At 70.0% G+C, this 25,427-nt stretch carries 23 protein-coding genes; 11 read left to right on the plus strand and 12 right to left on the minus strand.

Annotated elements, in window-relative coordinates; all coding sequences use genetic code 11:
- Positions 1-327 precede the first annotated feature (327 nt).
- From PY257_RS07370 to PY257_RS07380, 3 genes are read right to left on the minus strand one after another with little or no spacing between them, the layout of a single operon-like run.
- Positions 328-714, minus strand: a complete 387-nt coding sequence (locus tag PY257_RS07370) for an energy transducer TonB (protein ID WP_275740477.1) — start codon at positions 712-714, stop codon at positions 328-330.
- 49 nt (positions 715-763) lie between these two features.
- Complete coding sequence (gene argF, locus PY257_RS07375; protein WP_275740479.1) at positions 764-1,690, minus strand: ornithine carbamoyltransferase; 927 nt, start codon at positions 1,688-1,690, stop codon at positions 764-766.
- A gap of 28 nt (positions 1,691-1,718) precedes the next feature.
- On the minus strand, positions 1,719-2,927 hold the full coding sequence (locus PY257_RS07380) for an aspartate aminotransferase family protein (protein ID WP_275740481.1): 1,209 nt from the start codon (positions 2,925-2,927) through the stop codon (positions 1,719-1,721).
- Positions 2,928-3,190: 263 nt separating this feature from the next.
- On the opposite strand from PY257_RS07380, the gene PY257_RS07385 reads away from it, so the two are divergent.
- Complete coding sequence (locus PY257_RS07385; protein WP_275740483.1) at positions 3,191-3,514, plus strand: DUF3579 domain-containing protein; 324 nt, start codon at positions 3,191-3,193, stop codon at positions 3,512-3,514.
- 155 nt (positions 3,515-3,669) lie between these two features.
- Here PY257_RS07385 and rpsT read toward each other — a convergent pair whose 3' ends face one another.
- The gene (rpsT, locus tag PY257_RS07390) at positions 3,670-3,972 is read right to left on the minus strand and encodes a 30S ribosomal protein S20 (RefSeq protein WP_275740485.1); all 303 of its coding nucleotides are present in this window, start codon (positions 3,970-3,972) and stop codon (positions 3,670-3,672) included.
- Positions 3,973-4,079: 107 nt separating this feature from the next.
- Here rpsT and murJ point away from each other — a divergent pair, with 107 nt between their 5' ends.
- The 3 genes from murJ to PY257_RS07405 all read left to right on the plus strand — a co-directional run bounded on the left by murJ (position 4,080) and on the right by PY257_RS07405 (position 7,899).
- Positions 4,080-5,645 (plus strand): murein biosynthesis integral membrane protein MurJ, encoded by a 1,566-nt coding sequence (gene murJ / locus PY257_RS07395; protein ID WP_275740487.1) that lies wholly within the window; start codon positions 4,080-4,082, stop codon positions 5,643-5,645.
- A gap of 183 nt (positions 5,646-5,828) precedes the next feature.
- Positions 5,829-6,734, plus strand: coding sequence for an acyltransferase (locus tag PY257_RS07400; protein ID WP_275740489.1), 906 nt, complete (start codon positions 5,829-5,831; stop codon positions 6,732-6,734).
- 70 nt (positions 6,735-6,804) lie between these two features.
- Positions 6,805-7,899: an MBL fold metallo-hydrolase gene (locus tag PY257_RS07405; RefSeq protein WP_275740491.1), complete on the plus strand. Its 1,095-nt coding sequence runs from the start codon at positions 6,805-6,807 to the stop codon at positions 7,897-7,899.
- 76 nt (positions 7,900-7,975) lie between these two features.
- On the opposite strand, the gene PY257_RS07410 is transcribed toward PY257_RS07405, so the two are convergent.
- Genes PY257_RS07410 through PY257_RS07425 form a run of 4 tightly spaced genes read right to left on the minus strand, consistent with a single transcriptional unit; the run spans position 7,976 to position 10,877 of the window.
- Positions 7,976-8,743: a FecR family protein gene (locus PY257_RS07410; RefSeq protein WP_275740493.1), complete on the minus strand. Its 768-nt coding sequence runs from the start codon at positions 8,741-8,743 to the stop codon at positions 7,976-7,978.
- Positions 8,712-9,566 carry a BPSS1780 family membrane protein gene (locus PY257_RS07415; protein WP_275740495.1) on the minus strand — a complete coding sequence of 285 codons (855 nt, stop codon included), beginning with the start codon at positions 9,564-9,566 and terminating at the stop codon, positions 8,712-8,714. Before PY257_RS07415 ends, PY257_RS07410 begins: the two co-directional genes overlap by 32 nt.
- Positions 9,563-10,519: a homoserine kinase gene (locus PY257_RS07420; RefSeq protein WP_275740496.1), complete on the minus strand. Its 957-nt coding sequence runs from the start codon at positions 10,517-10,519 to the stop codon at positions 9,563-9,565. Before PY257_RS07420 ends, PY257_RS07415 begins: the two co-directional genes overlap by 4 nt.
- A 28-nt stretch (positions 10,520-10,547) precedes the next feature.
- On the minus strand, positions 10,548-10,877 hold the full coding sequence (locus tag PY257_RS07425; RefSeq protein WP_275740498.1) for a hypothetical protein: 330 nt from the start codon (positions 10,875-10,877) through the stop codon (positions 10,548-10,550).
- A gap of 33 nt (positions 10,878-10,910) precedes the next feature.
- On the opposite strand from PY257_RS07425, the gene polA reads away from it, so the two are divergent.
- Positions 10,911-13,787 carry a DNA polymerase I gene (gene polA / locus PY257_RS07430; protein ID WP_275740500.1) on the plus strand — a complete coding sequence of 959 codons (2,877 nt, stop codon included), beginning with the start codon at positions 10,911-10,913 and terminating at the stop codon, positions 13,785-13,787.
- Between the two features lie 254 nt (positions 13,788-14,041).
- On the opposite strand, the gene PY257_RS07435 is transcribed toward polA, so the two are convergent.
- Positions 14,042-14,893 carry a fructosamine kinase family protein gene (locus PY257_RS07435; protein WP_275740502.1) on the minus strand — a complete coding sequence of 284 codons (852 nt, stop codon included), beginning with the start codon at positions 14,891-14,893 and terminating at the stop codon, positions 14,042-14,044.
- Complete coding sequence (locus PY257_RS07440) at positions 14,893-16,050, minus strand: GGDEF domain-containing protein (protein ID WP_275740504.1); 1,158 nt, start codon at positions 16,048-16,050, stop codon at positions 14,893-14,895. Before PY257_RS07440 ends, PY257_RS07435 begins: the two co-directional genes overlap by 1 nt.
- Positions 16,051-16,273: 223 nt before the next feature.
- Between PY257_RS07440 and PY257_RS07445 the strand changes: the two genes are divergently transcribed.
- Together PY257_RS07445 and PY257_RS07450 are read left to right on the plus strand one after the other, a co-directional pair.
- Positions 16,274-17,176 carry a dienelactone hydrolase family protein gene (locus PY257_RS07445; protein ID WP_275740507.1) on the plus strand — a complete coding sequence of 301 codons (903 nt, stop codon included), beginning with the start codon at positions 16,274-16,276 and terminating at the stop codon, positions 17,174-17,176.
- A 94-nt stretch (positions 17,177-17,270) separates the two neighbouring features.
- Entirely contained in the window at positions 17,271-18,086 is an 816-nt protein-coding gene (locus PY257_RS07450; protein WP_275740509.1) for a ZIP family metal transporter, read from the plus strand.
- Between the two features lie 156 nt (positions 18,087-18,242).
- Here PY257_RS07450 and PY257_RS07455 read toward each other — a convergent pair whose 3' ends face one another.
- Positions 18,243-19,439, minus strand: a complete 1,197-nt coding sequence (locus PY257_RS07455; RefSeq protein WP_275740511.1) for an acyl-CoA dehydrogenase — start codon at positions 19,437-19,439, stop codon at positions 18,243-18,245.
- A gap of 245 nt (positions 19,440-19,684) precedes the next feature.
- Here PY257_RS07455 and PY257_RS07460 point away from each other — a divergent pair, with 245 nt between their 5' ends.
- Together PY257_RS07460 and PY257_RS07465 are read left to right on the plus strand one after the other, a co-directional pair.
- Positions 19,685-20,596 carry a LysR substrate-binding domain-containing protein gene (locus tag PY257_RS07460; protein WP_275740513.1) on the plus strand — a complete coding sequence of 304 codons (912 nt, stop codon included), beginning with the start codon at positions 19,685-19,687 and terminating at the stop codon, positions 20,594-20,596.
- A 37-nt stretch (positions 20,597-20,633) separates the two neighbouring features.
- Positions 20,634-22,010, plus strand: coding sequence for an amidase (locus PY257_RS07465; protein ID WP_275740515.1), 1,377 nt, complete (start codon positions 20,634-20,636; stop codon positions 22,008-22,010).
- Here PY257_RS07465 and PY257_RS07470 read toward each other — a convergent pair.
- Complete coding sequence (locus tag PY257_RS07470) at positions 22,003-22,656, minus strand: hypothetical protein (RefSeq protein ID WP_275740517.1); 654 nt, start codon at positions 22,654-22,656, stop codon at positions 22,003-22,005. The two genes, PY257_RS07465 and PY257_RS07470, sit on opposite strands and share 8 nt — an antisense overlap.
- Before the next feature lie 570 nt (positions 22,657-23,226).
- Here PY257_RS07470 and arsD point away from each other — a divergent pair.
- Both arsD and arsA read left to right on the plus strand, forming a co-directional pair.
- Entirely contained in the window at positions 23,227-23,586 is a 360-nt protein-coding gene (gene arsD, locus PY257_RS07475; protein ID WP_275740693.1) for an arsenite efflux transporter metallochaperone ArsD, read from the plus strand.
- 13 nt (positions 23,587-23,599) lie between these two features.
- Complete coding sequence (gene arsA, locus PY257_RS07480) at positions 23,600-25,369, plus strand: arsenical pump-driving ATPase (protein ID WP_275740519.1); 1,770 nt, start codon at positions 23,600-23,602, stop codon at positions 25,367-25,369.
- Positions 25,370-25,427: the final 58 nt, after the last annotated feature.

Raw genomic sequence — 25,427 nt, forward strand, 5'->3', positions numbered from 1 at the left:
CATGCCCGCCATGACGGCCAGCGCAGGGTCTTGGACGCATGCATGCAGGCAATCCGGGCGACGAAATTCAGAAAATCCAATGAGGTGCGGATTCGTTATGGGGTGGTCACGGATTCAGGTTTTTTCCCATGTCTCCTTGTACCCTTTTATGTGTGAGTGACCGCTTTGCCGCAAGGCCGTCGAGTGCCGCTTGTGGCCGGGAAGAAACCTTGCCAGATACCCCGCCGCTGACACAGGCCACGCTCATCAAGAACTGTGGTGTGCATACGCAGCGAGGGAAGGATTCAACTCCATATACATCAGGCAGCGAAACGAGAAATCGCCCTCCTAGTCGGTAGCCGGTCCCGGAGGCGGCGACGCGATGAGAAAGCGAATCGGCACTTCCCGCCAGACCACGGTGCCATCGTCGGCTGTCGGTTTGAATTGCCACTTCCAGACCGTTTCAACAGCCGAGCGGTCAAGCCGTGCATAGCCGCTCGACTGCTTGATCTCTATGGCCGCCGATCGGCCATCCGGCGTGGTTCGTACGCGCAGCAGCACTGTCCCTTGCTCCCCGTTTGCACGCGATTCGGCCGGATAGGGTGCGTTCGGATTGGGCTGCTTCGGCGCCCATTCGCCGGGTTGCGCAGCAGGCGGCATCGCGCAAGCGATCAGCAGCGTGCTGGCCCCGCTCGCAATGAGCGCCTTCCAGATCTGCCGGGGCCGGCTGTTCATCGGATCTCCTGTTTCCTGGTGAAAACGATCGAGTTTTCCGGACGCCCGCTCACCCCACCCGCCCCAACAGCAGGTATTCCATGAGCGCCTTCTGCGCATGCATCCGGTTCTCCGCCTCGTCCCACACCACCGACTGCGGGCCGTCGATCACGTCGGCCTCCACCTCCTCGCCGCGGTGCGCGGGCAGGCAGTGCATGAACAGCGCGTCGGGCCGGGCGGCCTTCATCATCTCGGTATCGACGCACCAGTCGGCGAAGGCCGCCTTGCGCGCCTCGTTCTCGGCCTCGTAGCCCATGCTGGTCCACACGTCGGTGGTCACCAGGTCGGCGCCGGCGCAGGCCTGCATCGGGTCCTGGAAGACCTTGTAGCTCTCGGACGAACGCACGCCGGCCACGGCCTGGTCCACCTCGTAGCCGCTGGGCGTGCTCACGTGCACGGTAAAGCCCAGGATCTCGGCGGCCTGCAGCCAGGTGTTGGCCATGTTGTTGCCGTCGCCCACCCAGGCCACGGTCTTGCCCTGGATGCTGCCGCGGTGCTCGATGTAGGTGAAGATGTCGGCCACGATCTGGCAGGGGTGGAATTCGTTGGTCAGTCCGTTGATGACGGGCACGCGCGAGTTGGCGGCGAAGCGCTCGATCTTCTCCTGCTCGTAGGTGCGGATCATCACCAGGTCCACCATGCGGCTGATGACCTTGGCGCTGTCGTCGATGGGCTCGGCGCGGCCCAGTTGGCTGTCGCCCGTGGTCAGGTGCACCACGCTGCCGCCCAACTGGTACATGCCGGCCTCGAAGCTCACGCGCGTGCGGGTGCTGGCCTTCTCGAAGATCATGGCCAGCGTGCGGTCGGCCAGCGGGTGGTACTTCTCGTAGGCCTTGAATTTGCGCTTGATGACCGCCGCGCGCTCGAACAGGTAGGCGTATTCGTCGGCGCTGAAGTCGTTGAACTGGAGGTAGTGGCGGATCGGTGCGGAGGTCATGATGCGCGGCAATGGTGGGGGCGGAAGGTCAGGCGGCGGGTTCGGCCAGGAAGGCTTTGACCAGCGGCGCCAGGCGGGCCACGATCTCGTCGGCCTCGGCTTCGGTGAGGATGAGCGCCGGCAGCAGGCGCACCACGTTGTCGGCCGTGACCGAGATCAGCAGGCCGGCCTGTTCGGCGGCGCGCTGTATCAGCACGCCGCAGGGCCGCGCCAGCTCCACGCCGATCATCAGGCCCTGGCCGCGCACCTCGCGCACGCCGGCCACGCCCTCGAACGCATGGCGCAGCGCGGCCTGCAGGTGCGCGCCCACGCGCGCGGCGCTGTCCAGCAGCCGGTCTTCTTCCATGATGCGCAGCGTTTCCACGCCGGCGCGCATGGCCAGCGGGTTGCCGCCGAAGGTGCTGCCGTGGTTGCCCGGCTGCAGCACGCTGGCGGCCCTGGGGCCCGCCACCAGCGCGCCGATGGGCACGCCCGAGCCCAGGCCCTTGGCCAGCGACATCGCGTCGGGCAGGATGCCGGCCCACTGGTAGGCGAACCACTTGCCGGTGCGGCCTATGCCGCACTGCACCTCGTCGGCCAGCAGCAGCCAGCCGCGTTCGTCGCACAGGGCGCGCACCTCGCGCAGGTAGTCCGCGCGCATGGGGTGGATGCCGCCTTCACCCTGGATGGTCTCCAGCAGCACGGCGACGATGTTGGGGTTGCCCTCGGTCTTGTGCTTCAGCGCGGCGATGTCGTTGAGCGGCACGCGCACGAAGCCATCGACCAGCGGCTCGAAGCCCTGCTGGATCTTGGGGTTGCCGGTGGCCGACAGGGTGGCGATGGAGCGGCCATGGAAGGCGTGCTCGTACACCACGATCTCGGGTCGGGCGACGCCCTTGTCGTGGCCGTACTTGCGCGCGAGCTTGATCGCGGCTTCGTTGGCCTCCAGCCCGCTGTTGCAGAAGAACGCGCTGGCAAGGCCCGAGATTTCCACCAGTCTGGCCGCCAGTTGTTCCTGGCCTGGCACGTGGTAGTAGTTGGAGGTGTGGATGAGCTTGGCGATCTGCTCCTGCAGCGCGGGCACGAGCTTCGGGTGGTTGTGGCCCAGCGTGTTGACGGCGATGCCGCCCAGGCCGTCGAGGTACTGTTTGCCGTTCACGTCCCACACCCATACGCCCTGGCCGTGCGACAGCGCGATCGGCACGCGGCCATAGGTGTTCATGACGTGGGGCGAGACGGCTTCGATGAAAGCGCTCATGCGGAACTCTCCAAAAAACCAGATGCGGTGTGCGGTTGCCCAGGCGTAAAAAACCGCCTGGGCTCGGGTTCAGCATGGCACGCGGGCTGCTGAACGGCGATTTTAGGCACATCCCCCGGGGCGTTTTTTGACGAATGCGCATCACTGCGATGCGACCGGTTTTCTTTCCCCGGTCTTATATAAGACTGGTAAAATCGCGCTGCTGCGGCGCAACATGGGGCGATCCCCCCCCCTGCGCGGCGGCGCTCACAATCACGCACCCGATGGTTTCCAACTCCGCCAAAGAAGTATTCATCCAGGGCCTTACCTGCGACGGAAAGACCTTCCGCCCCAGCGACTGGGCCGAACGCCTGGCCGGCGTGATGAGTGCTTTCCGCCCCGGCGGAGCCCGGCCTGGCAGCCACCTGAGCTATTCGCCCTGGTGCATTCCCACCACCGTGCATGGCGTCAAGTGCGTCATCGTGCACCCCGACCTGCGCGTGCACGAGCCCATGGCGTGGGATTTCGTCATGAATTTCGCCCGCGACAACAACCTGCAGGTCGCCGAAGCCTGCCTGCTGCCCGACGCGGCGGCGCCCAAGGGCTGAGTCCTTTTTTCTTCCCCCGCCGGCGCGCGGACCCCAACAAAAAACCGCCAGGGCTTGGCGCCGTGGCGGTTTCTTGCTTTGCTGGCAGCGCACCCGTTGCAAACGGCGGGGCAGGCGCTCAGGCCCGCTCCGGGCTGTGGTGTGGTGCGTGGCGGTCAGGCGGCGGCCAGGGCCAGCGCCTTCACCTTGGAGGCCAGGCGGCTCTTGTCGCGCGCGGCCTTGTTCTTGTGGAAGATGCCCTTGTCGGCGATGGTGTCCACCACGCTCTGGGCCTTGGCGAAGGCTTCGGTGGCCTTGGCCTTGTCGCCGGTGGCAACGGCCTTCTCGACGTTCTTCACCGCAGTGCGGTACTTGGAGCGCAGCGAGGTGTTGGCTGCGTTGAGCTTCACGTCCTGGCGGACGCGCTTGCGGCCCGACGCGAGGCGCGGGTTCTTTTTCTTCGGCTTGGTAGATGCCATGTGTAGGTTCCTTGGTGTTTGGGGATGATGCCAGCAAAGCCTTCCATTATAGCTGCGGCGCCCCGGCATGCCCGGCCCGGGGCGGGTGGGCGGCTACACTGCGCCCCGTGTCCCTGTTCAAAGCCGCATCCACCGTCTCGCTGCTGACGCTCGCCTCGCGCATCACCGGCCTGGCGCGCGAGCTGCTGATGGCCTCGGTTTTTGGCGCCAGCGCCATGACCGACGCCTTCAACGTCGCGTTCCGCATCCCCAACCTGTTTCGCCGCCTGTTCGCCGAGGGCGCCTTCAGCCAAGCCTTCGTGCCCATGCTCGCGGCCAGCAAGGAGCGCAGCGGCGAGGCCGCCACCCGGCTGCTGATCGACCGCGTGGCCACCGTGCTGGCCTGGACGCTGCTGGCCACCTGCATAGTCGGCGTGGCCGCCGCGCCGCTGCTGGTATGGGCCATGGCCAGCGGGCTGCAGCAGGCGCCGCAGGGCTTCGCTGCGGCGGTGGTCATGACGCGCTGGATGTTCCCGTACATCGGCTTCATGTCGCTGGTGGCGCTGGCCGCGGGCATCCTCAACACCTGGAGGCGCTTCGCTGTTCCCGCGGCCACGCCGGTACTGCTCAACGCGGCGATGATCGCCGCCGCCTGGTGGGGCGCGCCCATGCTGGCCGCGCGCGGCGTCCCGCCCATCTACGCCATGGCCGCAGGCGTGATGCTGGGCGGCGTGATGCAGCTCGCGGTGCAGGTGCCGGCGCTGCTGCGGCTGGGCCTGCTGCCGCGCATCGGCATGACCGGGGCCGCGCTGCGCGAGGCCTGGGGCGACCCTACGGTGCACCGCATCGTGGCGCTCATGGGCGCGGCGCTGCTGGGCGTGGGCGTGGCGCAGATATCGCTCATCATCAACACGCAGATCGCCTCGCACCTGGAGCCCGGCAGCGTGAGCTGGCTGGGTTATGCCGACCGGCTGATGGAGTTCCCCACCGCGCTGCTCGGCGTGGCGCTGGGCGTGGTGCTGATGCCGCAGCTCGCGGCGGCGCGCGCCGCGCGCGACGACGCGCGCTATTCCGACATGCTGGACTGGGGCCTGCGCCTGGTGGTGCTGCTGGCCGTGCCCAGCGCGGCGGCGCTGCTGGTGTTCGCCCAGCCGCTGGTGGCCACGCTGTACCACTACGGCGCGTTCAGCGCGCGCGACGTGCAGCAGACCACGCTGGCCCTGACGGGCTACGGCGCGGGGCTGCTGGGGCTGGTGGCCATCAAGGTGCTGGCGCCGGGCTTCTACGCGCGCCAGGACATCCGCACGCCGGTGCGCATCGCCATCTTCGTGCTGGCGGCCACCCAGCTTTTCAACCTGGCGCTCGTGCCCTGGCTGCGGCACGCGGGGCTGGCGCTGTCCATCGGCCTGGGCGCGCTGCTGAACGCGGGTTGCCTGCTCGTGGGCCTGCTGCGGCGCGGCAGCTACCGGCCCGCGCCGGGCTGGGGCGCGTTCGCGCTGCAGGTGGCCGTGGCGACGGCGCTGCTGGCCGCGGCCCTGGCCTGGGCCGCGCACGGCATCGACTGGGTGGGGCTGCGCGGCCAGGCGCTGCGGCGCGCGGGCACGCTGGCGGTGGTGGTCGCGGGCGCGGCGCTGCTGTACTTCGCGGTGCTGCGGGCGCTGGGGCTGCCGCTGCGGCAATTGCTGCGCCGCTGAGAGCGCAAACACGTTCTGAGTGCCCGGCATCCGCGCAGCCTGCGCGACGAACTTCCGCCGCACTACTGAGGTGGCTGCCTGGCGGCGCGTGGACTTCCGCGCCGCTTTCCTGATCTGGCACAGGGCGCGCGCGCATGCCATGCGCAGAATCGGTGGCCTGTTCGGCCTTCCCGACTCGTGCCTATGCTCCGCTTCCTGCCGCCGGCCGTGCGCGGCGCCATCGCGCTCCTGCTGCTGGTGGCCAATACCTTGTTCTGGTGCGCACTGCTGTTCCCGCCGGCGCTGCTCAAGCTGGCGCTGCCGCCCGACGGCTGCGGGCACGTCGACCCGCTGCTCAACGCCCTGGCCGCACGCTGGGTGCGCTGCAACGGGGCCTGGATGCGGCTCATGCAGCCCACCGTGTGGGACATGCAGGGACTGCGGCCCGGCTGCTGGTACCTGGTGAACTGCAACCACCAGTCATGGGCGGACATCTTCGTGCTGCAGCGGGCGCTCGACGGCCACATTCCCCTGCTCAAGTTCTTCCTCAAGCAGCAACTGCTCTACGTGCCGGTGATCGGGCTGGTCTGGTGGGCGCTCGATTTTCCGTTCATGAAGCGCCATTCGCGCGCAGCCCTGCGCCGCAACCCCATGCTGCGCGACGAGGATCGCGCCACCACGCGCCGCGCCTGCGCCAAGTTCGCACGCGTGCCCACCAGCGTGATGAACTTCGCCGAGGGCACGCGCTTCACGCCGGCCAAGCATGCGGCACAGGCGTCGCCCTACCGCCACCTGCTCAAGCCCAAGGCCGGCGCGCTGGCCCTGGCGTTCGGCGTGCTGGGGTCGCGCTTCGAGGCGCTGGTGGACGCCACCATCGTCTACCCCGCGGGTGCGCCCACGTTCTGGCAGTTCCTGTGCGGGCGCGTGCCGCGCATCGTGCTGCGCGTGCGCGCGCTGCCCATCGACGCGGCGCTGTGCGGTGGCGACTACGAGGGCGACCAGGCGTTCCGCACCCGCTTTCACCGCTGGCTTGCGCAAATTTGGGAGGACAAGGACCAGCAGATCGACGCGCTTGTGCGCGGCGGCGAGGACGCGCTGCATCCCGCGTGACAGCATGGGCGGGCGATAACCGCTATCCTTGGTGCTTCCGCATCTGCCTAACGCCTGCCCGGCGATCCCCATGAGCGACGACACCCTGGTAGCCACGCCCCACGCCAAACCCCGACTCGACTATCCCTGCGGCGAGCCGCCCGCACCGGGGCAGGCGCGCGAAGTGGCGCCCGGCGTGCTGTGGCTGCGCATGCCGCTGCCGTTCGCGCTCGACCACATCAACGTCTATGCCGTGCGCGATGGCGAGCGTGGCGGCGCGCAGGACTGGGCCGTGTTCGACACCGGCACCCATACGCCGGAAGTGGAGGCGGCCTGGCGCGATCTCTGGGGCGAGGGCGGCGCGCTGGCGCAGGCGAGGGCGGCGCGGGTCTTCGTCACCCACATGCATCCCGACCACGTCGGCATGGCGGGCGCGCTGGTGCAGCAGTTCTCCGGCCGGCTCTGGATGACGCGGCTCGAATACCTCAACTGCCGCGTGCTGGCGGCCGATACCGGGCGCCAGGCACCCGAGGAGGGCGTGGCCTTCTACCGCCGCGTCGGCTGGGACGCCGAAGCGCTGGAGGGCTACCGCCAGCGTTTCGGTCGCTTCGGCAAGCTCATCCATGCGCTGCCCGAGAGCTTCCGCCGCCTGCACGACGGCGAGGTGCTGCAAATCGGCGGCCACACTTGGCGCGTGGTGGTGGGCCGCGGCCATTCGCCCGAGCATGCGTGCTTTTACTGCCCGGAACTGCGGCTCTTCATCTCGGGTGACCAGGTGCTGCCGCGCATTTCGTCGAACGTCTCGGTGTTCCCGACCGAGCCCGACGCCGACCCGCTCGGCGAATGGCTGGCCTCGCTCGACAAGCTGCGGCGCGAGGTGCCCGACGACGTGCTCGTGCTGCCCGCGCACAACGAGCCGTTCCGCGGCCTGCATGCGCGGCTCGCGGGCCTGGCGCAGAGCCAGCATGCGGCGCTCGACCGCCTGCGCGCCGCGCTGAGCGAGCAGCCCCGCCGCGCCATCGACGTGTTCGGCGCGCTGTTCAGCCGGCCCATCGGCAACGACGCCCACCTGCTCGGGCTGGCCACGGGCGAAAGCATCGCCCATTTGAACTACCTCGTGGCGCGCGACGAGGCCATGGTGGAGCAGGATGCGCAGGGCGTGGCCTGGTACCGCGCCGCAGGCTGATCGCTCTTCTTTTGATAGCTGTAGGCGCTTTATCCATAAGCGCTGGAGCCATTTTTTGCTATGAAGGCAGCAGACCTCAGCGCCCAGGCTCGTGCCGCATCGCCGCCGGGTGGGCGCGACCCGGATGCTCGTCCATGTAGCCGTAGCCGTCCTTCACGCCCTTGCGGCCCAGGATTTGCCAGGCCGTGCGCTGGTCCAGCAGCGCGGCCAGGGCCTCGATCTCCTCGTCGGTGTGGTTGATCGCTCTGGCCGGCGTGAGCCACATGCCGCCGCGCGGGGTGGGCTCGCCCCAGAACGCCTGGTGGTACTCGGCCACGCTCTCCACGCGCTCGATGCCGGCCACCATGTCCACCGTGCCGTAGCAGTTGCAGAAGTAGCTGCGGTTGTCCTGGTCGGCGAACACCTCGGCATACACGCCCGTGCCGCGGATGCCCGCCGTCAGCGTGGGCATGGCGATGGTGTGCCGCATGCCGCGCCCCCACACGCTGGCCACCGCGCCGGTCACCAGCCGCAGCAGGCTCACGGCGTTGAGCGAGCTGCCGCGTTCCACCGCCAGGCGCGAGTTCTGCCGCACGAGGAAGGAGGCATTGCCGATCACGAACACCAGGTGCGCCCCGGGCCCCGTCTCCACCATGTCGCCGGTCTGCACCACCTGGTCGCCCAGCAGGCGCGCGCCGTTGAGCAGCGCGTCGCCGCGCAGCTCCACGATATTGCCGCGCTGCTGCGCCTGCACCGTGGCGGCGCCGCCCAGCGCGGCCCAGCCGGCGGCGGCCCGCAGAAAGCCGCGGCGGCGCAACCAGAGGACTTCGTCCTCAGCGCGGCTCGCAAGGAGGTGCTGCGTCATCGTGGGTGGTGCCTGCGGCTTTCTCGGGGGGCTGGAAGCAGTCGCGGAAGGTGAACACCACGGAGGTGAAGAACATGGCGGCCATCACCAGCGCGGTGCCGAGCATCACCGCGCCGCCGAAGGCGATGGCGGCCTGCGAGTCGCCCGCGCCCATGCCCAGCAGCACGATGACCAGCGCCGTCACCAGGCTGGCCAGCAGCCCGCCGCCCAGGAACACGCCGAACCACACCAGCCCGTAGACCGTGAACGCACCCATGTTGCGCATGCAGGCCACGAGGCTGAAGAACAGGCTCTTGATGGCCGGCACATGGTGCCAGTGCACCAGCGCAGGCGCGTGCCAGAACAGCAGCGAAAGCGGCAGCGACAGCAGCATGGTGCACCACATGGCGGCCTGGAAGCGCGCGCTGCCCGCCAGCTCGGGCGTGATGCGCCCGCCTTCGAGGTACAGGCGGGCGAAGTCGCCGCCGTCGATCAGCGCCGAGACGCCCACGATCAGCAGGAAGCCCGCCGCATAGCACAGGCCCAGTGCCGCCATCGACGGCGCGCGCTCCTGGCCATGGCGCAATGTCTGCGCCAGCAGCGCGATGGTGGGCGCCTTGCCGTGCATGGCCTGGGCTGATGCCACCATCATCAGCAGCGTGGCCATGGGCAGCAGGCCCAGCGCCAGCGCGGTGCCCAGCAGCGGCAGCATGGCAGCGACGGAGACCGCCGCCATGCACAGGAAGAACGTGCCCGACAACGCCAGCGGCTGCCGCCAGAACGTGCGGATGCCCTGCCGCACCCATGTGGCGCCCGTGCGGGCAGGGACGATGTTGAGCTTCATGGCAGGTGTACGGGATGGGTGATGCGCTGGCGCAGCACGCGCTCGAAGTGCGTGGGGTCGTGCGGCTTGAGTATCGACGCCTCGCGCGGCAAGTGATAGTCCCACAGCCGCGAAATCCAGAACCGCAGCGCGCCTGCGCGCAGCAGGGCGGGCAGCAGGCGGCGCTCGGCGGCGGTCGGCGCGCGCTCCTGCGCGTAGCCCTGCAGGAAAGCGGCGGTGCGCCCGGCGTCGTGGCTGCCGTCGGGCAGGTGCACGCACCAGTCGTTCAGGCACACGGCGATGTCGAACAGCCAGGTGTCCACGCCCGCGAAGTAGAAGTCGAAGAAGCCCGTGAGCACGCCGTCCTCGAACATCGCGTTGTCGCGGAACAGGTCAGCGTGGATGGGCCCGCGCGGCAGCGCCGCGTAGGCGGGCGATGCGGCCACGTGGTTCTGGTAGGCCAGCTCGCTCCTGAGCAGCGCGGCCTGGGCCGCATCGACATGGGGCAACACCACGGGCACGGTTTCGTTCCACCAGGCCAGGCCGCGCAGGTTGGGCTGGCTGCGCTCGTAGCCGCGGCCCGCCAGGTGCATGCGCGCCAGCATCGCGCCCACCGCGGCGCATTGCGCGGGGCTGGGGGCCAGCTCGCTCCTGCCGCGCAGGCGATCCACCACGGCGGCGGGCTTGCCGGCCACGGTCTGCAGCAGGTCGCCGCTGGCCGGGTCGCCATGCGGGTCGGGCACGGGAATGCCGGCCTGCGCCAGGTGCTTCATCAGGTACAGGTAAAAGGGTAGCTGTGCGGCGCTCAGGCGCTCGAACAGCGTCAGCACGTAGGCGCCGTGGTCGGTGGTGGCGAAGTAGTTGGTGTTCTCGATGCCGCCCTCGATGCCGCGCAGCTCCTGCAGTTCGCCCAGACGCAAATGGCGCAGCAGTTCGCGCGCCTCGTCGAAAGAGACTTCGGTGAAAACGGCCATGGAAAGCGGAGCGGGCTTGAGGAAAACGTCAGAACTTGAAGACCTTCCACACCCGCGGGCCGGTGCCGCCCGTGCTGGTTTCATCGCCTTCGCGGCGCGTCGGGCTGCTGCGCGCGCCTTGCTGCGGCTGCACTTCGTATTCAGGGGCATTGTTCTTGGGCTGCACCGTGATGCTTTCGGTCTGGCCGCCGTAGCGGAGCTCGTCGACGCTGCTGCCGGCGTCCTCGATATGGACGCGCTCGATGCGCTGCTCGCCGCGGCGGTCGTCGGCTGCGGCATCCGTGGTCTGGGCCACGGCGGCCTGGGCACAGGCCAAGGCCAGCAGCAGGGCGGGGGAAAGCAGGAGTACGGGGCGCATGGAGGCCATTGTAGGCAATGCACAATCGCACGCATGCAAGAAGAACACTCCGGTGCGCCGCAGGCGGCTCCTACAGCAGTTGCGCAGCAGGCCGCCCCTGCGGGAGCGGCGGCGCCCAAGACCCTGGTGCTGGTGGACGGCTCCAGCTACCTCTACCGCGCCTACCATGCCATGCCCGACCTGCGCGCCGTGCCCGGCGACCCGGCGAGCCCGGCCACGGGCGCGATACGCGGCATCATCAACATGCTGCAGGCGCTGCGCCGCGAGGTGCGCGCCGACTACGCCGCCTGCGTGTTCGACGCGTCCGGCAAGACCTTCCGCGACGACATCTACCCCGAATACAAGGCCCAGCGGGCACCCATGCCCGATGACCTGCGCAGCCAGATTGCGCCCATCCATGAAGTGGTGCGCCTGCTCGGCTGGCCGGTGCTGGCCGTGCCGGGCGTGGAGGCCGACGACGTGATCGGCACCCTGGCCGTGGCGGCGGCGCGGCAGGGCGTGGAGGTGATCGTCTCCAGCGGCGACAAGGACCTGAGCCAGCTCGTCGACGCCCACATCACCATCATCGACACCATGAGCGGCAAGAAGCGCGACGTGGCCGGCGTCGAGGCCGAGTTCGGCGTGCCGCCCGCGCTGATGGTGGACTTCCAGACCCTGGTGGGCGACCCGGTGGACAACGTGCCCGGCGTGCCCAAGGTCGGCCCCAAGACCGCCGCCAAGTGGCTGCAGGAATACGGCTCGCTCGACGCGCTGCTGGCGCGGGCCGACGCCATCAAGGGTGTGGCCGGCGAGAACCTGCGCGCCGCGCGCGGCTGGCTGCCCACGGGCCGCAGCCTCGTCACCATCCGCACCGACTGCGATCTCGCGGAGCACGTGGCGGGCCTGCCTGCTCTTGATTCGATAGCTGCTGGCGCACAGGATACGGGCGCTCTGCGGGTTTTTTATGAAAAGTACGGTTTCAAGAGCCTGGCCCGCGCGCTCGACGCGCAGGCCGTGCCGCCCGAGCTGCTGGAAGACGCCGTGGCGCGCCAGCAGCACCAGCCCGGCGCCGGCCCCGCGCCGGAGCTGTTCGACGAACCCGCCGCCGTGGCGGCGCGGCAGGTCGGCAACCTGCGCTACGAAACCGTGCTGACCTGGGAGGCGTTCGACATCTGGCTTGCGCGCATCGCCGCCGCCGAATTGACGGCGGTCGATACCGAGACCACCTCGCTCGACGACATGCGCGCCGAGATCGTCGGCATCAGCCTGTCGGTCGAGCCCGGCGCGGCGGCCTACATTCCCGTGGCCCACGCCTACCCCGACGCGCCCGCGCAACTGCCGCGCGACGAGGTGCTGGCGCGGCTGAAACCCTGGCTCGAAGACGGCGCGAAAAAGAAGCTCGGCCAGCACGTCAAGTACGACCGCCACGTGTTCGCCAACCACGGCATCGAAGTGCGGGGCTACGCCCACGACACCATGCTGCAGAGCTACGTGCTGGAGGTGCACAAGCCCCACGGCCTGGCCAGCCTGGCCGAGCGCCACCTGGGCCGCAGCGGCATCCACTACGAGGACCTGTGCGGCAAGGGCGTGAACCAGATCCCCTTCGCCCAGGTGTCGATCGACAAGGCCGCCAAGTATTCGTGCGAAGACGCCGACCAGGCCCTCGACGTGCACCGCACGCTCTGGCCGCGCCTGCAGGCCCAGCCCGGGCTGGCCGCCATCTACGCGCTGGAGATGCAGACCAGCGAGGTGCTCTACCGCATCGAGCGCAACGGCGTGCTCATCGACGGCCCCACGCTCAGCAGCCAGAGCCACGCGCTGGGCCAGCGCATCCTGCAACTGGAGCAGGAGGCCCACGCGCTCGCGGGCCAGCCGTTCAACCTCGGCAGCCCCAAGCAGATCGGCGAGATCTTCTTCAAGAAGCTCGAACTGCCGGTGGTCAAGAAGACCCCCAGCGGCGCGCCCAGCACCGACGAGGAGGTGTTGGAGCGGCTGGCCGCCGACTACCCGCTGCCGGCCAAGATACTGGAGCACCGCGGCCTGTCCAAATTGAAGGGCACCTACACCGACAAGCTCGCGCAGATGGCGCTGCCGCGCACGGGCCGCGTACACACGCACTACGCGCAGGCGGTGGCGGTGACGGGGCGGCTGGCCAGCAACGACCCGAACCTGCAGAACATCCCCATCCGCACGCCCGAAGGCCGCAAGGTGCGCGAGGCATTCATCGCGCCGCCGGGCCGCGTGATCGCCAGCGCCGACTACAGCCAGATCGAGCTGCGCATCATGGCCCACATCAGCGGCGACGAGGCGCTGCTGCGCGCCTTCCACGACGGGCTGGACGTGCACCGCGCCACGGCGGCAGAGGTGTTCGGCACGACGGTGGACCAGGTCACGCCCGAGCAGCGGCGCTACGCCAAGGTCATCAACTTCGGCCTGATCTACGGCATGAGCAGCTTCGGCCTGGCGAAGAACCTCGGCATCGAGAACAAGGCCGCCGCCGCCTACATCGAGCGCTACTTCCAGCGCTTCGCGGGCGTCAAGCGCTACATGGACGAGACGCGCGCCAGCGCCAAGGAGCAAGGCTACGTCGAAACCGTGTTCGGCCGCCGACTCTACCTGCCCGAGATCAACTCGCCCAACGGCCCGCGCCGGGGCGCGGCGGAGCGCGCGGCCATCAACGCGCCCATGCAGGGCACGGCGGCGGACCTGATCAAGAAAAGCATGGTCGCCGTGCAGCAGGCGCTAGACGCCGGCAAGCCCGGCATCCTCATGATCATGCAGGTACACGACGAACTCGTGTTCGAGCTGCCCGAGGCCGAGACCGGCTGGGTGCGCAGCGAGATCCCGCGCCTCATGGCCGGCGTGGCGCAGCTCAAGGTGCCGCTGGTGGCCGAGGTGGGCGTGGGGCCCAACTGGGAGCAGGCGCATTGAACCTAGAAACGGCAGTTGACCGCTTTGTATCCCTTGACAAGCCGCATGAAATCAAGCGTTGCCGGCTTCGATGGCGTTCACCTCATAGGTGAGAGCGCTATGCACCTGCCAGCACCGCGCTCGGCGCGCCATGCGGCGTTGCTCCTCCTTGCGGGCAGTAGCCCGCCGCGTCGCCCGGTCTTGCCTGGCACCCCGATCACGGCACCGGCAGGCGCATCCAACTGCCGTTTCCAGGTTGAACACGACACCCGTGTTCAGCACCCCAGCAGCTCCAGCGCCTGCTCCACCGCCGGCACGTAGGCCGCGCCGGTCCGCTCCACCAGCGCCAGCAGCGGCACCAGGTTGTAGACGTTGCGCCGCACGGTGAAGAAGCCCGGGCGCAGCGGGCGCGCTTCCTGGTAGGCGTCGAGGAAGCCCATGTCCACGCTGCCGAACAGGGTGGCCATGGCCAGGTCGGCCTCGGCGTGGCCGCGGTGGATGGCGGGGTTGATGAACGCCACCGCGCCGTCGGCGCGGCCCAGCATGTGGCCGCCCCACAGGTCGCCGTGCAGCAGGCTGGGCGCGGCGGGCTCGTCGATCCATTCGTCCAGGCGCGCGGCCACGCCATCGATGCGGCGGCGCAGCGCCGGCGGCAGCCGGCCCGCGGCCAGCGCGCCGTCGGCGCGCAGCAGCAGCCGCTGGTCGCGGAAGAAGTCGCGCCAGCGCGGCGTGGCCGGGTTGGGCTGGGGCAGGCCGCCCAGCGTGGTGTCGTAGCCGTGGCCACTGCCATCGCCGCAGGGCGCGCCGTGCAGTTGCGCCAATGCGCGCCCGGCGGCGCGCTGGGCCGCGGCGGGCAGGCCGGCGGGGTCGTGGTCGAACCATGCGAGCACCAGCATGCCGTCGTCCACGGCCAGTATGTCCGGCACCGGCAGGCCGGCGGCGCGCAGGTCGGCCAGCATGCGCGCCTCCAGCCGCGGCGGCTGGCCGGGGCGGGCGCGCTTGGCCATGACGCGATCGCCGCTGGCGAACCGCGCGCACAGGGCGCGGCTGGCGCCGGCGCCTTGCAGCGGCTGCAGGGCGAGGGGGCGGCGGCCCAGCAGGCGCTCGATGCGCGCGCCGTCGTCCATCAGGAAAACCCCGCGCAGCGGTCGCGGCCCGAACTCTTGGCCTTGTACAGCGCGGCATCGGCCGCGTGCACCAGCGTGTCGGGCGACTGCGCCGGGTCGGGCACCATGCTGACCAGCCCGATGCTCAGCGTGAGGCGCGACGCGCTGGGCGAGCGCGCATGCGGCACCGCCGCCTGGCGCAGCGCCTCCATGCAGGCCTGCGCGACGTAGTGGGCGCTCTCGGCATCGCAGTCGGGCAGCAGCAATACGAATTCCTCGCCGCCGTAGCGCGCCACCAGTTCGTCGGCGCGGCGCACGCTGGCGGCCAGCAGCAGGGCCACGCGGCGCAGGCATTCGTCGCCGCCCAGGTGGCCGTAGTGGTCGTTGTAGAGCTTGAAGTGGTCGATGTCCACCAGCAGCAGCGCCAGCGGCGCGCGCTGGCGCGCGCTGCGCAGCCATTCGACGGCCAGGCGCTGGTCGAAGCGGCGCCGGTTGCCGATGCCGGTCAGGCCGTCGGTGGTGGAGAGCAGCGCGAGCTTCTCGTTGGCGTGGGCCAGTTGGCGCTCCTTGCGCACGTATTCGGTCATGTCGGTGCGCAGGCCGACGATGCCGCCGTCGGGCGTGCGGCGCTCGATCACGCGCATCCAGCGGTCGCCGGCGGTTTCCTGCAGCAGGTGCGATTGCTCGCGCAGGTGCATGGCCACGCGCTGGCGCACCCAGTCGTCGATGTGGCCCTGCGCCTCGACCATGGTGCCGGCCTGCGCCGCGTGGCGGACGATGTCCTCGAACCGCGTGCCGGGCACCATGAGGTGCGCGCTCTCGGGGTACAGCTCGCGGTAGCGCGCGTTGCACAGCACCATGCGGTCGTCGGCGTCGTAGAACGAGAGGGCGTCGGGCAGGATGTCGAGCGCCGCGTCGAGCTGCGCGCGCGCCTGGGTGGCGGCGCGCTCGGCCTCGCGTGCGTGGCGCCGCGCGTCGTCGAGGCTGCGGATCAGGCGCCACTGCACCAGCACCGCCGCCAGCAGGCCCACCAGGCTGGCAACGCCCGCCCACAGCGCCAGCGGCGTGCCGCCGGGCTGGCCGGCGCGCAGCGCGAGCGCCGTGATGCCCGCCACCAGGGCGCCCATGACCAGCAGCACGAGCCAGTACAGGTTGTCCTCGTTGCGTCGATGCTGCATGGATGGATGGCGCTGTCAGGCGCGGGGGAAGGCTTCGTATGGGTGGCCCGGCATGGATCGCAACAATGTAACAAAACCGACTGTTTTGCAATACTGATTGACTGCGTACACGCTCGCCCCTGCCCGGCGGGCCGGCGGGCCGGCAGGGGGCCGGCACGGATGCGCGCGGCGTAGACTTGGGCCCACCCCGCCCCTGGCACCTCTTCACACAAGGAGAACACACATGCTGCGAGACGACCTGCGCAAGGAATTCGATGCACTGCTGCCCGGCCACGCCACCGGGGCGGGCGCGAGCCGGCGCGCCCTGCTGCAGACCGCGCTGGGCGCGGCGGGCTACACGGTGGCTGCGGGGCCGCTGATGGCGCAGACGGCCATCGCCACGCCTGCGGAGGGCTTGACGGCGGGTGCCGTGCACTACGAGGTGGCCGGCTTCCAGGTGCCGGCCTACCGCGCCGCGCCCGCGGGCAAGACCGCCCTGCCCGTGGTGCTGGTGGTGCAGGAAATCTTCGGCGTGCACGAGTACGTCAAGGACATCTGCCGCCGCCTGGCGCACCAGGGCTACCTGGCCATCGCGCCCGAGTTGTACGCGCGCCAGGGCGATGCTTCCCAGTACACGGAAATCGGCAAGCTCATGTCCGAGCTGGTGTCCAAGGTGCCCGACGCGCAGGTGCTGGCCGACCTCGACGGCGCCCTGGCCTGGGCCGGCGCGCATGGCGGCGATATGCAGCGCGCGGCCATCACCGGCTTCTGCTGGGGCGGGCGCATCGTCTGGCTGTACGCGGCGCAGGGGCCGGTGAAGGCCGGCGTGGCCTGGTACGGGCGGCTGGTGGGCCAGGCCAGCGCGCTCACGCCCCGGCAGCCCGTGGACGTGGCCGCGCAGCTCAGGGCGCCCGTTCTGGGCCTGTACGGCGGCGCGGACGGCGGCATACCGCTTGACACGGTTGATACGATGAAGAAGGCCCTGGCCGCAGGCAGCGCCGCCGCCCGGGCTTCGCAGTTCGAGGTGTACGCGCAGGCAGGCCACGCCTTCCATGCCGACTACCGGCCCAGCTACCGCAAGGAAGCGGCGGAAGACGGCTGGCAGCGCATGCTGGCCTGGTTCAAGGCCAACGGCGTGGCGGCATGACCCGCCGCCGCGCGGTCGATGAAGCAGCAAGCACGGGGCCTGTGTTCAACCATGAAAATGGGCTGTAGCGCCCGTGAATGAATAGGTAGTAGCTATGAATCTGGTAGCAATCATCGTGGCCACGCTGGCCGCGGGCATCGGCAGCGTCTGGGTGGCGGCCCTGTTGCTGCGCCTGGGCGTGCATGCCGGCGATGCCGCCGCGCCGCGCCACCTGCTGAGCCTGGCCGCGGGCGCCTTGCTCGCCACGGCCTTCATGCACCTGCTGCCCGAGGCGTTCGAGAGTGGCGTGGAGCCGCACGACCTGTTCGCCGTGCTGCTGGTGGGCGTGGTGTTCTTCTTCCTGCTCGACAAGGCCGAGCTGTGGCACCACGGGCACGAGCACGCGCACGGCGACGCGGAGCATGACCACGCGCATGGCGATGACGGCCACGGGCACCGCCACGCGGCGCGCGGCCCCGGTGGCTGGACGCTGCTGACGGGCGACAGCGTGCACTGTTTCGGCGACGGCATCCTGATCGCCTCGGCCTTCATGGCCGACCTGCGGCTGGGCACCATCACGGCGCTGGCGGTGCTGACGCACGAAGTGCCGCACCACATGGGCGACCTGGTGGTCATGGCGGGCCACGCGGGGGTCAGCCGCCGCGCCGCGCTGGTGAAAGTGTCGCTCGCGGGCGCGGCCACCGCGCTCGGCGGGCTGGCGGGCTGGGGGCTGGTGGGGCGGCTGCACGGGCTGCTGCCGTACTTCCTGACGGTGGCATCGAGCAGCTTCGTCTACGTGGCGCTGGCCGACCTGATCCCGCAGTTGCAAAAGCGCCTGCCCGCGCGCCAGACGGCGGTGCAGGTCGCATGGCTGGTGGCGGGCATCGCGGTGGTGACGCTGGCGAGCCGGCTCGCGCACGGCGAGCACTGAACCTGGGCTGAAAAGTTCAGCCCACCGCGCCATCCGAGCTGGCGCAGCCCGATGCCAGGGATACCGCGCAACCGGCTTTGCCGGGCCGCTGGCATCGCCCCCGGCGAGGGGGTTGGCGGCCACACGCAGTGGGCGAGCCTGGGGGAGTGTTTCACTTCAGTTCCCGAACGCCGCGATGCCGGTCTGGGCGCGCCCGAGGATCAGGGCATGCACGTCGTGCGTGCCTTCGTAGGTGTTCACCACCTCCAGGTTCACCAGGTGCCGCGCCACGCCGAACGCGTCGCTGATGCCGTTGCCGCCCAGCATGTCGCGCGCCAGGCGGGCGATGTCCAGCGCCTTGCCGCAGTTGTTGCGCTTGATGAGCGAGGTGCCCTCCACGGATGCGATGCCTTCGTCCTTCATGCGGCCGAAGCGCAGCGCGGCCTGCAGGCCCAGCGCGATCTCGGTCTGCATGTCGGCCAGCTTCTTCTGGATGAGCTGGTTGGCCGCCAGCGGGCGGCCGAACTGCTTGCGCTCCAGCGTGTACTGGCGCGCCGTGTGCCAGCAGAACTCCGCCGCGCCCATGGCGCCCCAGGCGATGCCGTAGCGCGCGCTGTTCAGGCAGGTGAACGGGCCTTTCAGGCCGCGCACCTCGGGGAAGGCGTTTTCCTCGGGCACGAACACGTCGTCCATCACGATCTCGCCGGTGATGCTGGCGCGCAGGCCCACCTTGCCATGGATGGCCGGCGCGGTCAGGCCCTTGCAGCCCTTCTCCAGCACGAAGCCGCGGATGGGGCCGACGTTGCCGGCGGCGTCCACCTCCTTGGCCCAGACCACGAACACGTCGGCTATCGGGGAGTTGGTGATCCACATCTTGCTGCCCTGGAGCTTGTAGCCGCCGTCCACCTTGCGGGCGCGCGTGGCCATGCTGCCGGGGTCGGAGCCGTGGTCGGGCTCGGTCAGGCCGAAGCAGCCGATCCACTCGCCGCTGGCGAGCTTGGGCAGGTACTTCTGCTTCTGCGCCTCGGTGCCGAATTCATGGATGGGCACCATCACCAGCGAGCTTTGCACGCTGGCCATGGAGCGGTAGCCCGAATCCACGCGCTCCACCTCGCGCGCAATCAGGCCGTAGGCCACGTAGTTCAGGCCCGGGCCGCCGTACTGCTCGGGGATGGTGGGGCCCAGCAGGCCCACCTCGCCCATCTCGCGGAAGATGGACACGTCGGTGGTTTCGTGGCGGAACTGCTCCAGCACGCGCGGCGCGAGCTTGCCCTGGCAGTAGGCGCTGGCGGCATCGCGGATGGCGCGCTCGTCGTCGGTGAGCTGCTGGTCGAGCAGCAAAGGGTCGTCCCAATGGAAGGCGGCATGGGCCATGGCGTGTCTCCGTAGCGAGGAAGGAAGGAAGGAAGGAAGGAAGGAAGGAAGGAAGGAAGGCTGACTGGCTGGCTGGCTGGCTGGCAGGCTGGCAGGCTGGCAGGCTGGCAGGAAGAAAGAATGAAATGGAATATGACGTGAATGCGTTCCAGCGCCCCCGAAAGCGTGGTTGCCGCAATAATACTGCGGTGGCGGCGCGTTTGGCAAACGAGGTTTTTGCACGAAGTCATGCTATTGTGGAATATATGCACCGCAAAATCCCCTCCACCCAGGCCCTGGCCTGCTTCGAGGCCGCCGCCCGGCACGAAAGCTACACCCGCGCCGCGCAGGAGCTGGCGCTCACGCAGAGCGCCGTCTCGCGCCAGATCAACGCACTGGAGTCCTTCCTGGGCGTGGCGCTGTTTCGCCGCACACGCCACGGCGTGGTGCTCACGCCCAGCGGCGCGGGCTACTGGCGGCAGGTGGCGCGCCGGCTGCAGGGGCTGGAGCGCGACACGCTCGACGTGATGGCCCGCCAGGGCCAGGGCGGCGCGCTGGCGCTGGCGGCAGTGCCCACCTTCGCCACGCGCTGGCTCATCCCGCGCCTGCCGCAACTGGCCGCGCGCCACCCGGACATCACGGTGCACATCGAGACGCGCACCCGCCCCTTCCTGTTCACCGACGCGGAATTCGACGCCGCCCTGTACGCCGGCACGCCCGAGCAGGTGGCCAACTGGCCCGGCACGCGCGCAGTGCAACTGCTGCAGGAAGACGTGCTGCCCGTCTGCAGCCCCGCGCTGCTGCCGCAAGGGCGCGCGGTGGAGCCCGCCGCGCTGGCGCCCATGCCGCTGCTGCAGCAGAGCACGCGCCCCTACGTCTGGCGCCAGTGGTTCGACGCCATGGGCGTGGCCCCGGCGCAGGCGCCGAAGGCCATGGACGGGCCGCGCTACGAGCTGTTCTCCATGCTCGCGCAGGCGGCGGCCTGCGGCATGGGCGTGGCGCTGATTCCGCCGCTGCTCATCGAGGCCGAGGTGGCGCGCGGCGAGCTGGTGGCCGCCTGCGAGCGCCCGCTGCGCGGCGAGCGCAACTACTACCTGGTCACCCCGGCGCAGGAAGAGACGCCCGTGCTCGCCGCGTTCGGCGCCTGGCTGGCGCAGGCGGCGCGGGCCGCGCAGTGATACGCTGCCTGCCTTCGCGCTTCACCGCATCCGCTCCATGCTCCCTACCATCGAACACCTGGCCGCCGAACTCGCCGCGGGCCGCGCCACATCGCTTGCGCTGACCGAGGCCGCGCTGGCCCGCGCCCACGACCCGGCGGGCGAAGGCGCGCGCGTCTTCACCCGCATCGACGCCGCGCGCGCCCTGGCCAGCGCGCGCGCGTCCGACCTGCTGCGCGGCGCGGGCATCGTGCGCTCGCCGCTCGAAGGGCTGCCCGTCTCCATCAAGGACCTGTTCGACGTGGCGGGCCAGCCCACGCCCGCGGGCTCGGCGCTGCTGCGCGACGCGGCGCCCGCCCGCCGCAACGCCGCGGTGGTGGACCGGCTGGTCGCCGCGGGCGCGGTGATCGTGGGGCGCACCAACATGACCGAGTTCGCCTACTCGGGCCTGGGCCTCAACCCGCACTACGGCACGCCGCGCAACCCCTGGGGCCGCGAGGGCGGCGCGGGCGGGCGCATCCCCGGCGGCTCGTCGTCGGGCGCGGCGGTATCCGTCACCGACGGCATGGCCGTGGCGGCGGTGGGCTCCGACACCGGCGGCTCGGTGCGCATCCCGTCCGCGCTCTGCGGCCTGGCGGGCTTCAAGCCCACGGCGCGCCGCGTGCCGCTGCGGGGCGCGCTGCCGCTCTCCACCACGCTCGACTCCATCGGCCCGCTGGCCGCCAGCGTGCGCTGCTGCGCCATCGTGGACGCAGTGCTGGCCGGCGAGCCCGTGGACGTGCGCGGCGCCGCGCCGCTGGGCCGCGCGCGCCTGGCCGTGCCCGAGGGCGTGGCGCTCGACGGCCTGGACGCCGCCGTGGCCCAGGCGTTCGACGCCGCCTGCGCCGCGCTGCGGGCCGCGGGCGCGCGCGTGGAGCGCATCGCGCTGCCGGAGTTCGCAGAGCTGGCGCAGATCAACACGCGCGGCAGCTTCACCGCCGCCGAGGCCTGGGCCTGGCACCGCGGCCACATCGCCACCGCGCGGGACGCATACGACCCGCGCGTGGTGTCGCGCATCGAGCTGGGCGCGCGCATGGGCGCGGCGGATTTCATCGACCTGCTGGACGCGCGGCGGCGTTGGATTGCGGCGGTGGAGGCGCGCATCGCGGGCTTCGACGCGCTGCTGATGCCCACCGTGCCCTGCGTGGCGCCGGCCATCGACCTGCTGGCGCGCGACGAGGCCGCGTACTTCGCCGCCAACGGCCTGATGCTGCGCAACCCGACCTTCATCAACTTCCTCGACGGCTGCGCGCTCTCGCTGCCCTGCCATGCGCCGGGCACGGCGCCCGTGGGGCTGATGCTGGCGGCGGCCGGCGGAGCCGACCGGCGCATCCTGGCGCTGGGGCAGGCCGCCGAGGCGGCGCTGCGCGGGCCGGCACCGGCTGCGGCTACTTGAGCGGCGCGTGCTGCGGCGCGACCTGCCGCGCCGCCTCCAGCAGCGCCACGTCGGGCCGCACGCCCTGGGCGATGCGGGCATCGCGCTCGGCGATGATCAACCGCATGGCGTCGTGGCCCTGGGCCGTGGCCAGGTAGGGGTATTCGCGCACGATCTTCTCGGCCGCCGCGAGGGTCGGCCCCACCAGGTCCACGTCGCCCGCCGTGGACCGCGCCATTGGTAGTGTGGGCAGGGTGGGCAGGGGCGCGGAGCGCGTGGATGCGGGCGCGGCGCCGTCGAGCGCCGCGCGCGCCCACCGTCCGGCCTGCATGAACGACGGCGTGTCCGCCCATGCCACGGCCAGGCTGGCCAGCGCGACGGCCCAGGCCGTGCCCGCCAGCGCCGGCCGCCATGCACGGCCCCGCACCGGCGCGAACAGCAGCGCCGCCACGCCGCCCGCCGCGGTGCACGCCAGCAGCATGCCCAGCGTCCATTGCAGGGCCTGGGGGTGGCCGTCGCGCAGCAGGAACGGGTTGAGGGGCAGGACGAGCGCCAGCAGCGCCAGGTGGCGGGCCAGGAAGACCCCGGTGGAGGCGCGCTTGCGGTATGCGGCGGGCCGCCGCGCCGCCTCTCGCGGCACGACGTCGATGATGTCGTTGTTCTGCATGTTCCGTTGCCGCAGTGGATGGATGGAATGGGCCTTTGCTTATGCCCGCTGCGGCATGTCGCGTAGCGCCGACGATGTGCCGGGGCCGGAATCACAAATCACAAATCAAACGGTAGGCCGCATGGATGCTGTATTTTTGGAAATGGATTTCAAAAGTGCCGTCATTTTTCGACACGTCTTGCTTGCGGCACGGATCAAACGTGGTGGCGCGCCCTCGTGTAGGGTTTGATTATGGAAGAAACTTATTCGCACACCGTGACTCCAACGTCTTGCGATTTCATGCGGCTTGTCAAGGGACACAAAGCGGTCAACTGCCGGTTCTAGGTTGAAAAGCTCGAAGACATCGTGGGCCTGTGCATATCGGGCTGCTTTCGAACACCGCAAGGTGCGCAGAACTACTGCATCATCCGCTCCTATTGCGCCACCATGCACAAACAAGGGGCCAATATCCTTGAGCCCCTTGTCGGCGCATTCAAGGGGCACGACACCTCAGCCCGGCTTCGCCTGAATCCAGTCCGGCTGCCTAAAGCCGGGCTGAGTAGTTACCAACCAAATTTGAAAGGACACCCCATGCCAAACATCCAGATTTTCGATCCGGCGCTGTGCTGCAGCACGGGCGTATGCGGCGTCGAAGTCGATCAAAACCTGGTCAACTTTGCCGCCGACGTGGATTGGGCCAAGCAAAACGGTGCGCAAATCGAACGCTTCAACCTGGCGCAGCAGCCGCTGGCTTTTGCCGAAAACCCGACCGTGAAAGGCTTTCTGGAGCGCTCGGGTTCGCAGGCGCTGCCTCTGGTTCTGGTCGATGGCGAGGTGGCCCTGGCCGGTCGTTATCCGAGCCGCAGCGAACTGGCCCGCTGGGCCGGCATCGAGGTGGCCGAAGCCTCGCCGGCGCAAGGCGCTTGCTGCACTGGCAGCCGCTGCTGCTGAACGAGGCGATGCCATGCATTTTCTGACCGAGCCGCCGCGCTTTCTGTTCTTCACCGGCAAAGGGGGCGTCGGCAAGACCTCCATCGCCTGCGCCACGGCCGTGCAACTGGCAAGCCAAGGCAAGCGCGTGCTGCTGGTCAGCACCGACCCGGCTTCGAACGTGGGGCAGGTGTTCGGCCAGCCCATCGGCAACCGCATCACGGCGATGGCCGCCGTGCCGAACCTGTGGGCGCTGGAAATCGACCCGCAGGCGGCGGCGCAGGCGTACCGCGACCGCATCGTCGGCCCGGTGCGGGGCGTGCTGCCCGATGCGGTGGTGGATGGCATCGAAGAATCCCTGTCGGGTGCCTGCACCACGGAAATCGCCGCCTTCGACGAGTTCACGGCCCTGCTGACCGATGCGGCGCTGGCGCAGGATTACGCGCACATCGTTTTCGACACGGCCCCCACGGGCCACACCATCCGCCTGCTGCAACTGCCGGGCGCATGGAGCGGCTTTCTGGAGGCGGGCAAGGGCGATGCCTCGTGCCTGGGGCCGCTGGCGGGCCTGGAAAAACAGCGCAGCCAGTACCAGGCTGCGGTCGAGGCGCTGGCCGACCCCTTGCGCACGCGCCTGGTGCTGGTCGCCCGTGCGCAGCGCCCGGCGCTGCGCGAGGCGGCGCGCACCCATGAAGAACTGGCCGCCATCGGCCTGTCGAGGCAATACCTGGTCATCAACGGCGTATTCCCTGCCGGCGAGGCCGCAAGCGATCCGCTGGCCGCTGCCATCTACGCCCGCGAGCAGGCCGCCCTGGCCGCCATGCCGCAGGCGCTCGAGGGGCTGCCGCAGGATCGGATCGCGCTCAAGCCCTTCAACCTGGTGGGCGTCGATGCCCTGCGCTGCCTGCTGACCGACGCCGACGACACCCCCCAGGGCGCCGCTGCCGTCGAGCTGCCTGCGCCGATCGAGGCGCCGCCGTTGTCGGCCCTGGTCGAAGGCATCGCCGCCGACGGGCATGGCCTGGTCATGGTGATGGGCAAGGGCGGTGTCGGCAAGACCACGCTGGCCGCCGCCATCGCCGTGGCACTGGCGGACCGGGGGCTGCCGGTGCACCTGACCACCACCGACCCGGCCGCGCATCTGGCCGATACGCTGGAAGGTTCATTGCCCAACCTGACCGTCAGCCGCATCGACCCGCAGGAAGCCACGGCACGCTACCGCCAGCATGTGATGGAGACCCGCGGCGCGCAGCTCGATGCCGAAGGCCGCGCCCTGCTGGAAGAGGACCTGCGCTCGCCCTGCACCGAGGAAATCGCGGTGTTCCAGGCGTTCTCGCGTGCCATCCGCGAAGGCGACAGCAAGTTCGTGGTGATGGACACCGCACCCACCGGCCACACCTTGCTGCTGCTCGACGCCACCGGCTCGTACCACCGCGACATCGTGCGGCAGATGGGCGAGACGGGCGTTCACTTCACGACGCCGATGATGCGCCTGCAAGACCCCAGGCAGACCAAGGTGCTCATCGTCACCCTGGCCGAAACCACGCCGGTGCTGGAAGCGGCCAACCTGCAGGATGACCTGCGCCGCGCAGGCATCGAGCCATGGGCCTGGATCGTCAACCACAGCGTGGCGGCCGCACAGTCGCATTCGCCGCTGTTGCGCCAGCGTGCGCGCAACGAGTTGCGGGAAATCGACGCGGTGGCCACCCGATACGCCCGGCGTTATGCCGTCGTGCCGCTTCTGACCCAGGAGCCGGTGGGCGTGGAGCGTCTGCGGGCTTTGGCGAGCCGGGAAAAAGCATGAATCAAGACAGCCCCAAGACGGACATCCGATGAGTGAGTGTCGACAACAGCTACACGTT

The sequence above is a fragment of the Curvibacter soli genome, from assembly GCF_029211125.1.
Classification (GTDB): domain Bacteria; phylum Pseudomonadota; class Gammaproteobacteria; order Burkholderiales; family Burkholderiaceae_C; genus Curvibacter_A; species Curvibacter_A soli.

What these genes read in the sequence shown, in the direction of transcription:
- PY257_RS07460 (WP_275740513.1), top strand. Translation starts at nt 19,685, where the DNA reads ATGCACCGCAAAATCCCCTCCACCCAGGCCCTGGCCTGCTTCGAGGCC.
- PY257_RS07415 (WP_275740495.1), bottom strand. Translation starts at nt 9,566, where the DNA reads ATGAAGCTCAACATCGTCCCTGCCCGCACGGGCGCCACATGGGTGCGG.
- arsA (WP_275740519.1), top strand. Translation starts at nt 23,600, where the DNA reads ATGCATTTTCTGACCGAGCCGCCGCGCTTTCTGTTCTTCACCGGCAAA.
- PY257_RS07420 (WP_275740496.1), bottom strand. Translation starts at nt 10,519, where the DNA reads ATGGCCGTTTTCACCGAAGTCTCTTTCGACGAGGCGCGCGAACTGCTG.
- PY257_RS07455 (WP_275740511.1), bottom strand. Translation starts at nt 19,439, where the DNA reads ATGGCCCATGCCGCCTTCCATTGGGACGACCCTTTGCTGCTCGACCAG.
- PY257_RS07435 (WP_275740502.1), bottom strand. Translation starts at nt 14,893, where the DNA reads ATGGACGACGGCGCGCGCATCGAGCGCCTGCTGGGCCGCCGCCCCCTC.
- rpsT (WP_275740485.1), bottom strand. Translation starts at nt 3,972, where the DNA reads ATGGCATCTACCAAGCCGAAGAAAAAGAACCCGCGCCTCGCGTCGGGC.
- PY257_RS07405 (WP_275740491.1), top strand. Translation starts at nt 6,805, where the DNA reads ATGAGCGACGACACCCTGGTAGCCACGCCCCACGCCAAACCCCGACTC.
- PY257_RS07470 (WP_275740517.1), bottom strand. Translation starts at nt 22,656, where the DNA reads ATGCAGAACAACGACATCATCGACGTCGTGCCGCGAGAGGCGGCGCGG.
- PY257_RS07385 (WP_275740483.1), top strand. Translation starts at nt 3,191, where the DNA reads ATGGTTTCCAACTCCGCCAAAGAAGTATTCATCCAGGGCCTTACCTGC.
- PY257_RS07445 (WP_275740507.1), top strand. Translation starts at nt 16,274, where the DNA reads ATGCTGCGAGACGACCTGCGCAAGGAATTCGATGCACTGCTGCCCGGC.
- PY257_RS07410 (WP_275740493.1), bottom strand. Translation starts at nt 8,743, where the DNA reads ATGACGCAGCACCTCCTTGCGAGCCGCGCTGAGGACGAAGTCCTCTGG.
- argF (WP_275740479.1), bottom strand. Translation starts at nt 1,690, where the DNA reads ATGACCTCCGCACCGATCCGCCACTACCTCCAGTTCAACGACTTCAGC.
- arsD (WP_275740693.1), top strand. Translation starts at nt 23,227, where the DNA reads ATGCCAAACATCCAGATTTTCGATCCGGCGCTGTGCTGCAGCACGGGC.
- PY257_RS07400 (WP_275740489.1), top strand. Translation starts at nt 5,829, where the DNA reads ATGCTCCGCTTCCTGCCGCCGGCCGTGCGCGGCGCCATCGCGCTCCTG.
- PY257_RS07380 (WP_275740481.1), bottom strand. Translation starts at nt 2,927, where the DNA reads ATGAGCGCTTTCATCGAAGCCGTCTCGCCCCACGTCATGAACACCTAT.
- PY257_RS07465 (WP_275740515.1), top strand. Translation starts at nt 20,634, where the DNA reads ATGCTCCCTACCATCGAACACCTGGCCGCCGAACTCGCCGCGGGCCGC.
- polA (WP_275740500.1), top strand. Translation starts at nt 10,911, where the DNA reads ATGCAAGAAGAACACTCCGGTGCGCCGCAGGCGGCTCCTACAGCAGTT.
- PY257_RS07425 (WP_275740498.1), bottom strand. Translation starts at nt 10,877, where the DNA reads ATGCGCCCCGTACTCCTGCTTTCCCCCGCCCTGCTGCTGGCCTTGGCC.
- PY257_RS07450 (WP_275740509.1), top strand. Translation starts at nt 17,271, where the DNA reads ATGAATCTGGTAGCAATCATCGTGGCCACGCTGGCCGCGGGCATCGGC.
- PY257_RS07370 (WP_275740477.1), bottom strand. Translation starts at nt 714, where the DNA reads ATGAACAGCCGGCCCCGGCAGATCTGGAAGGCGCTCATTGCGAGCGGG.
- PY257_RS07440 (WP_275740504.1), bottom strand. Translation starts at nt 16,050, where the DNA reads ATGCAGCATCGACGCAACGAGGACAACCTGTACTGGCTCGTGCTGCTG.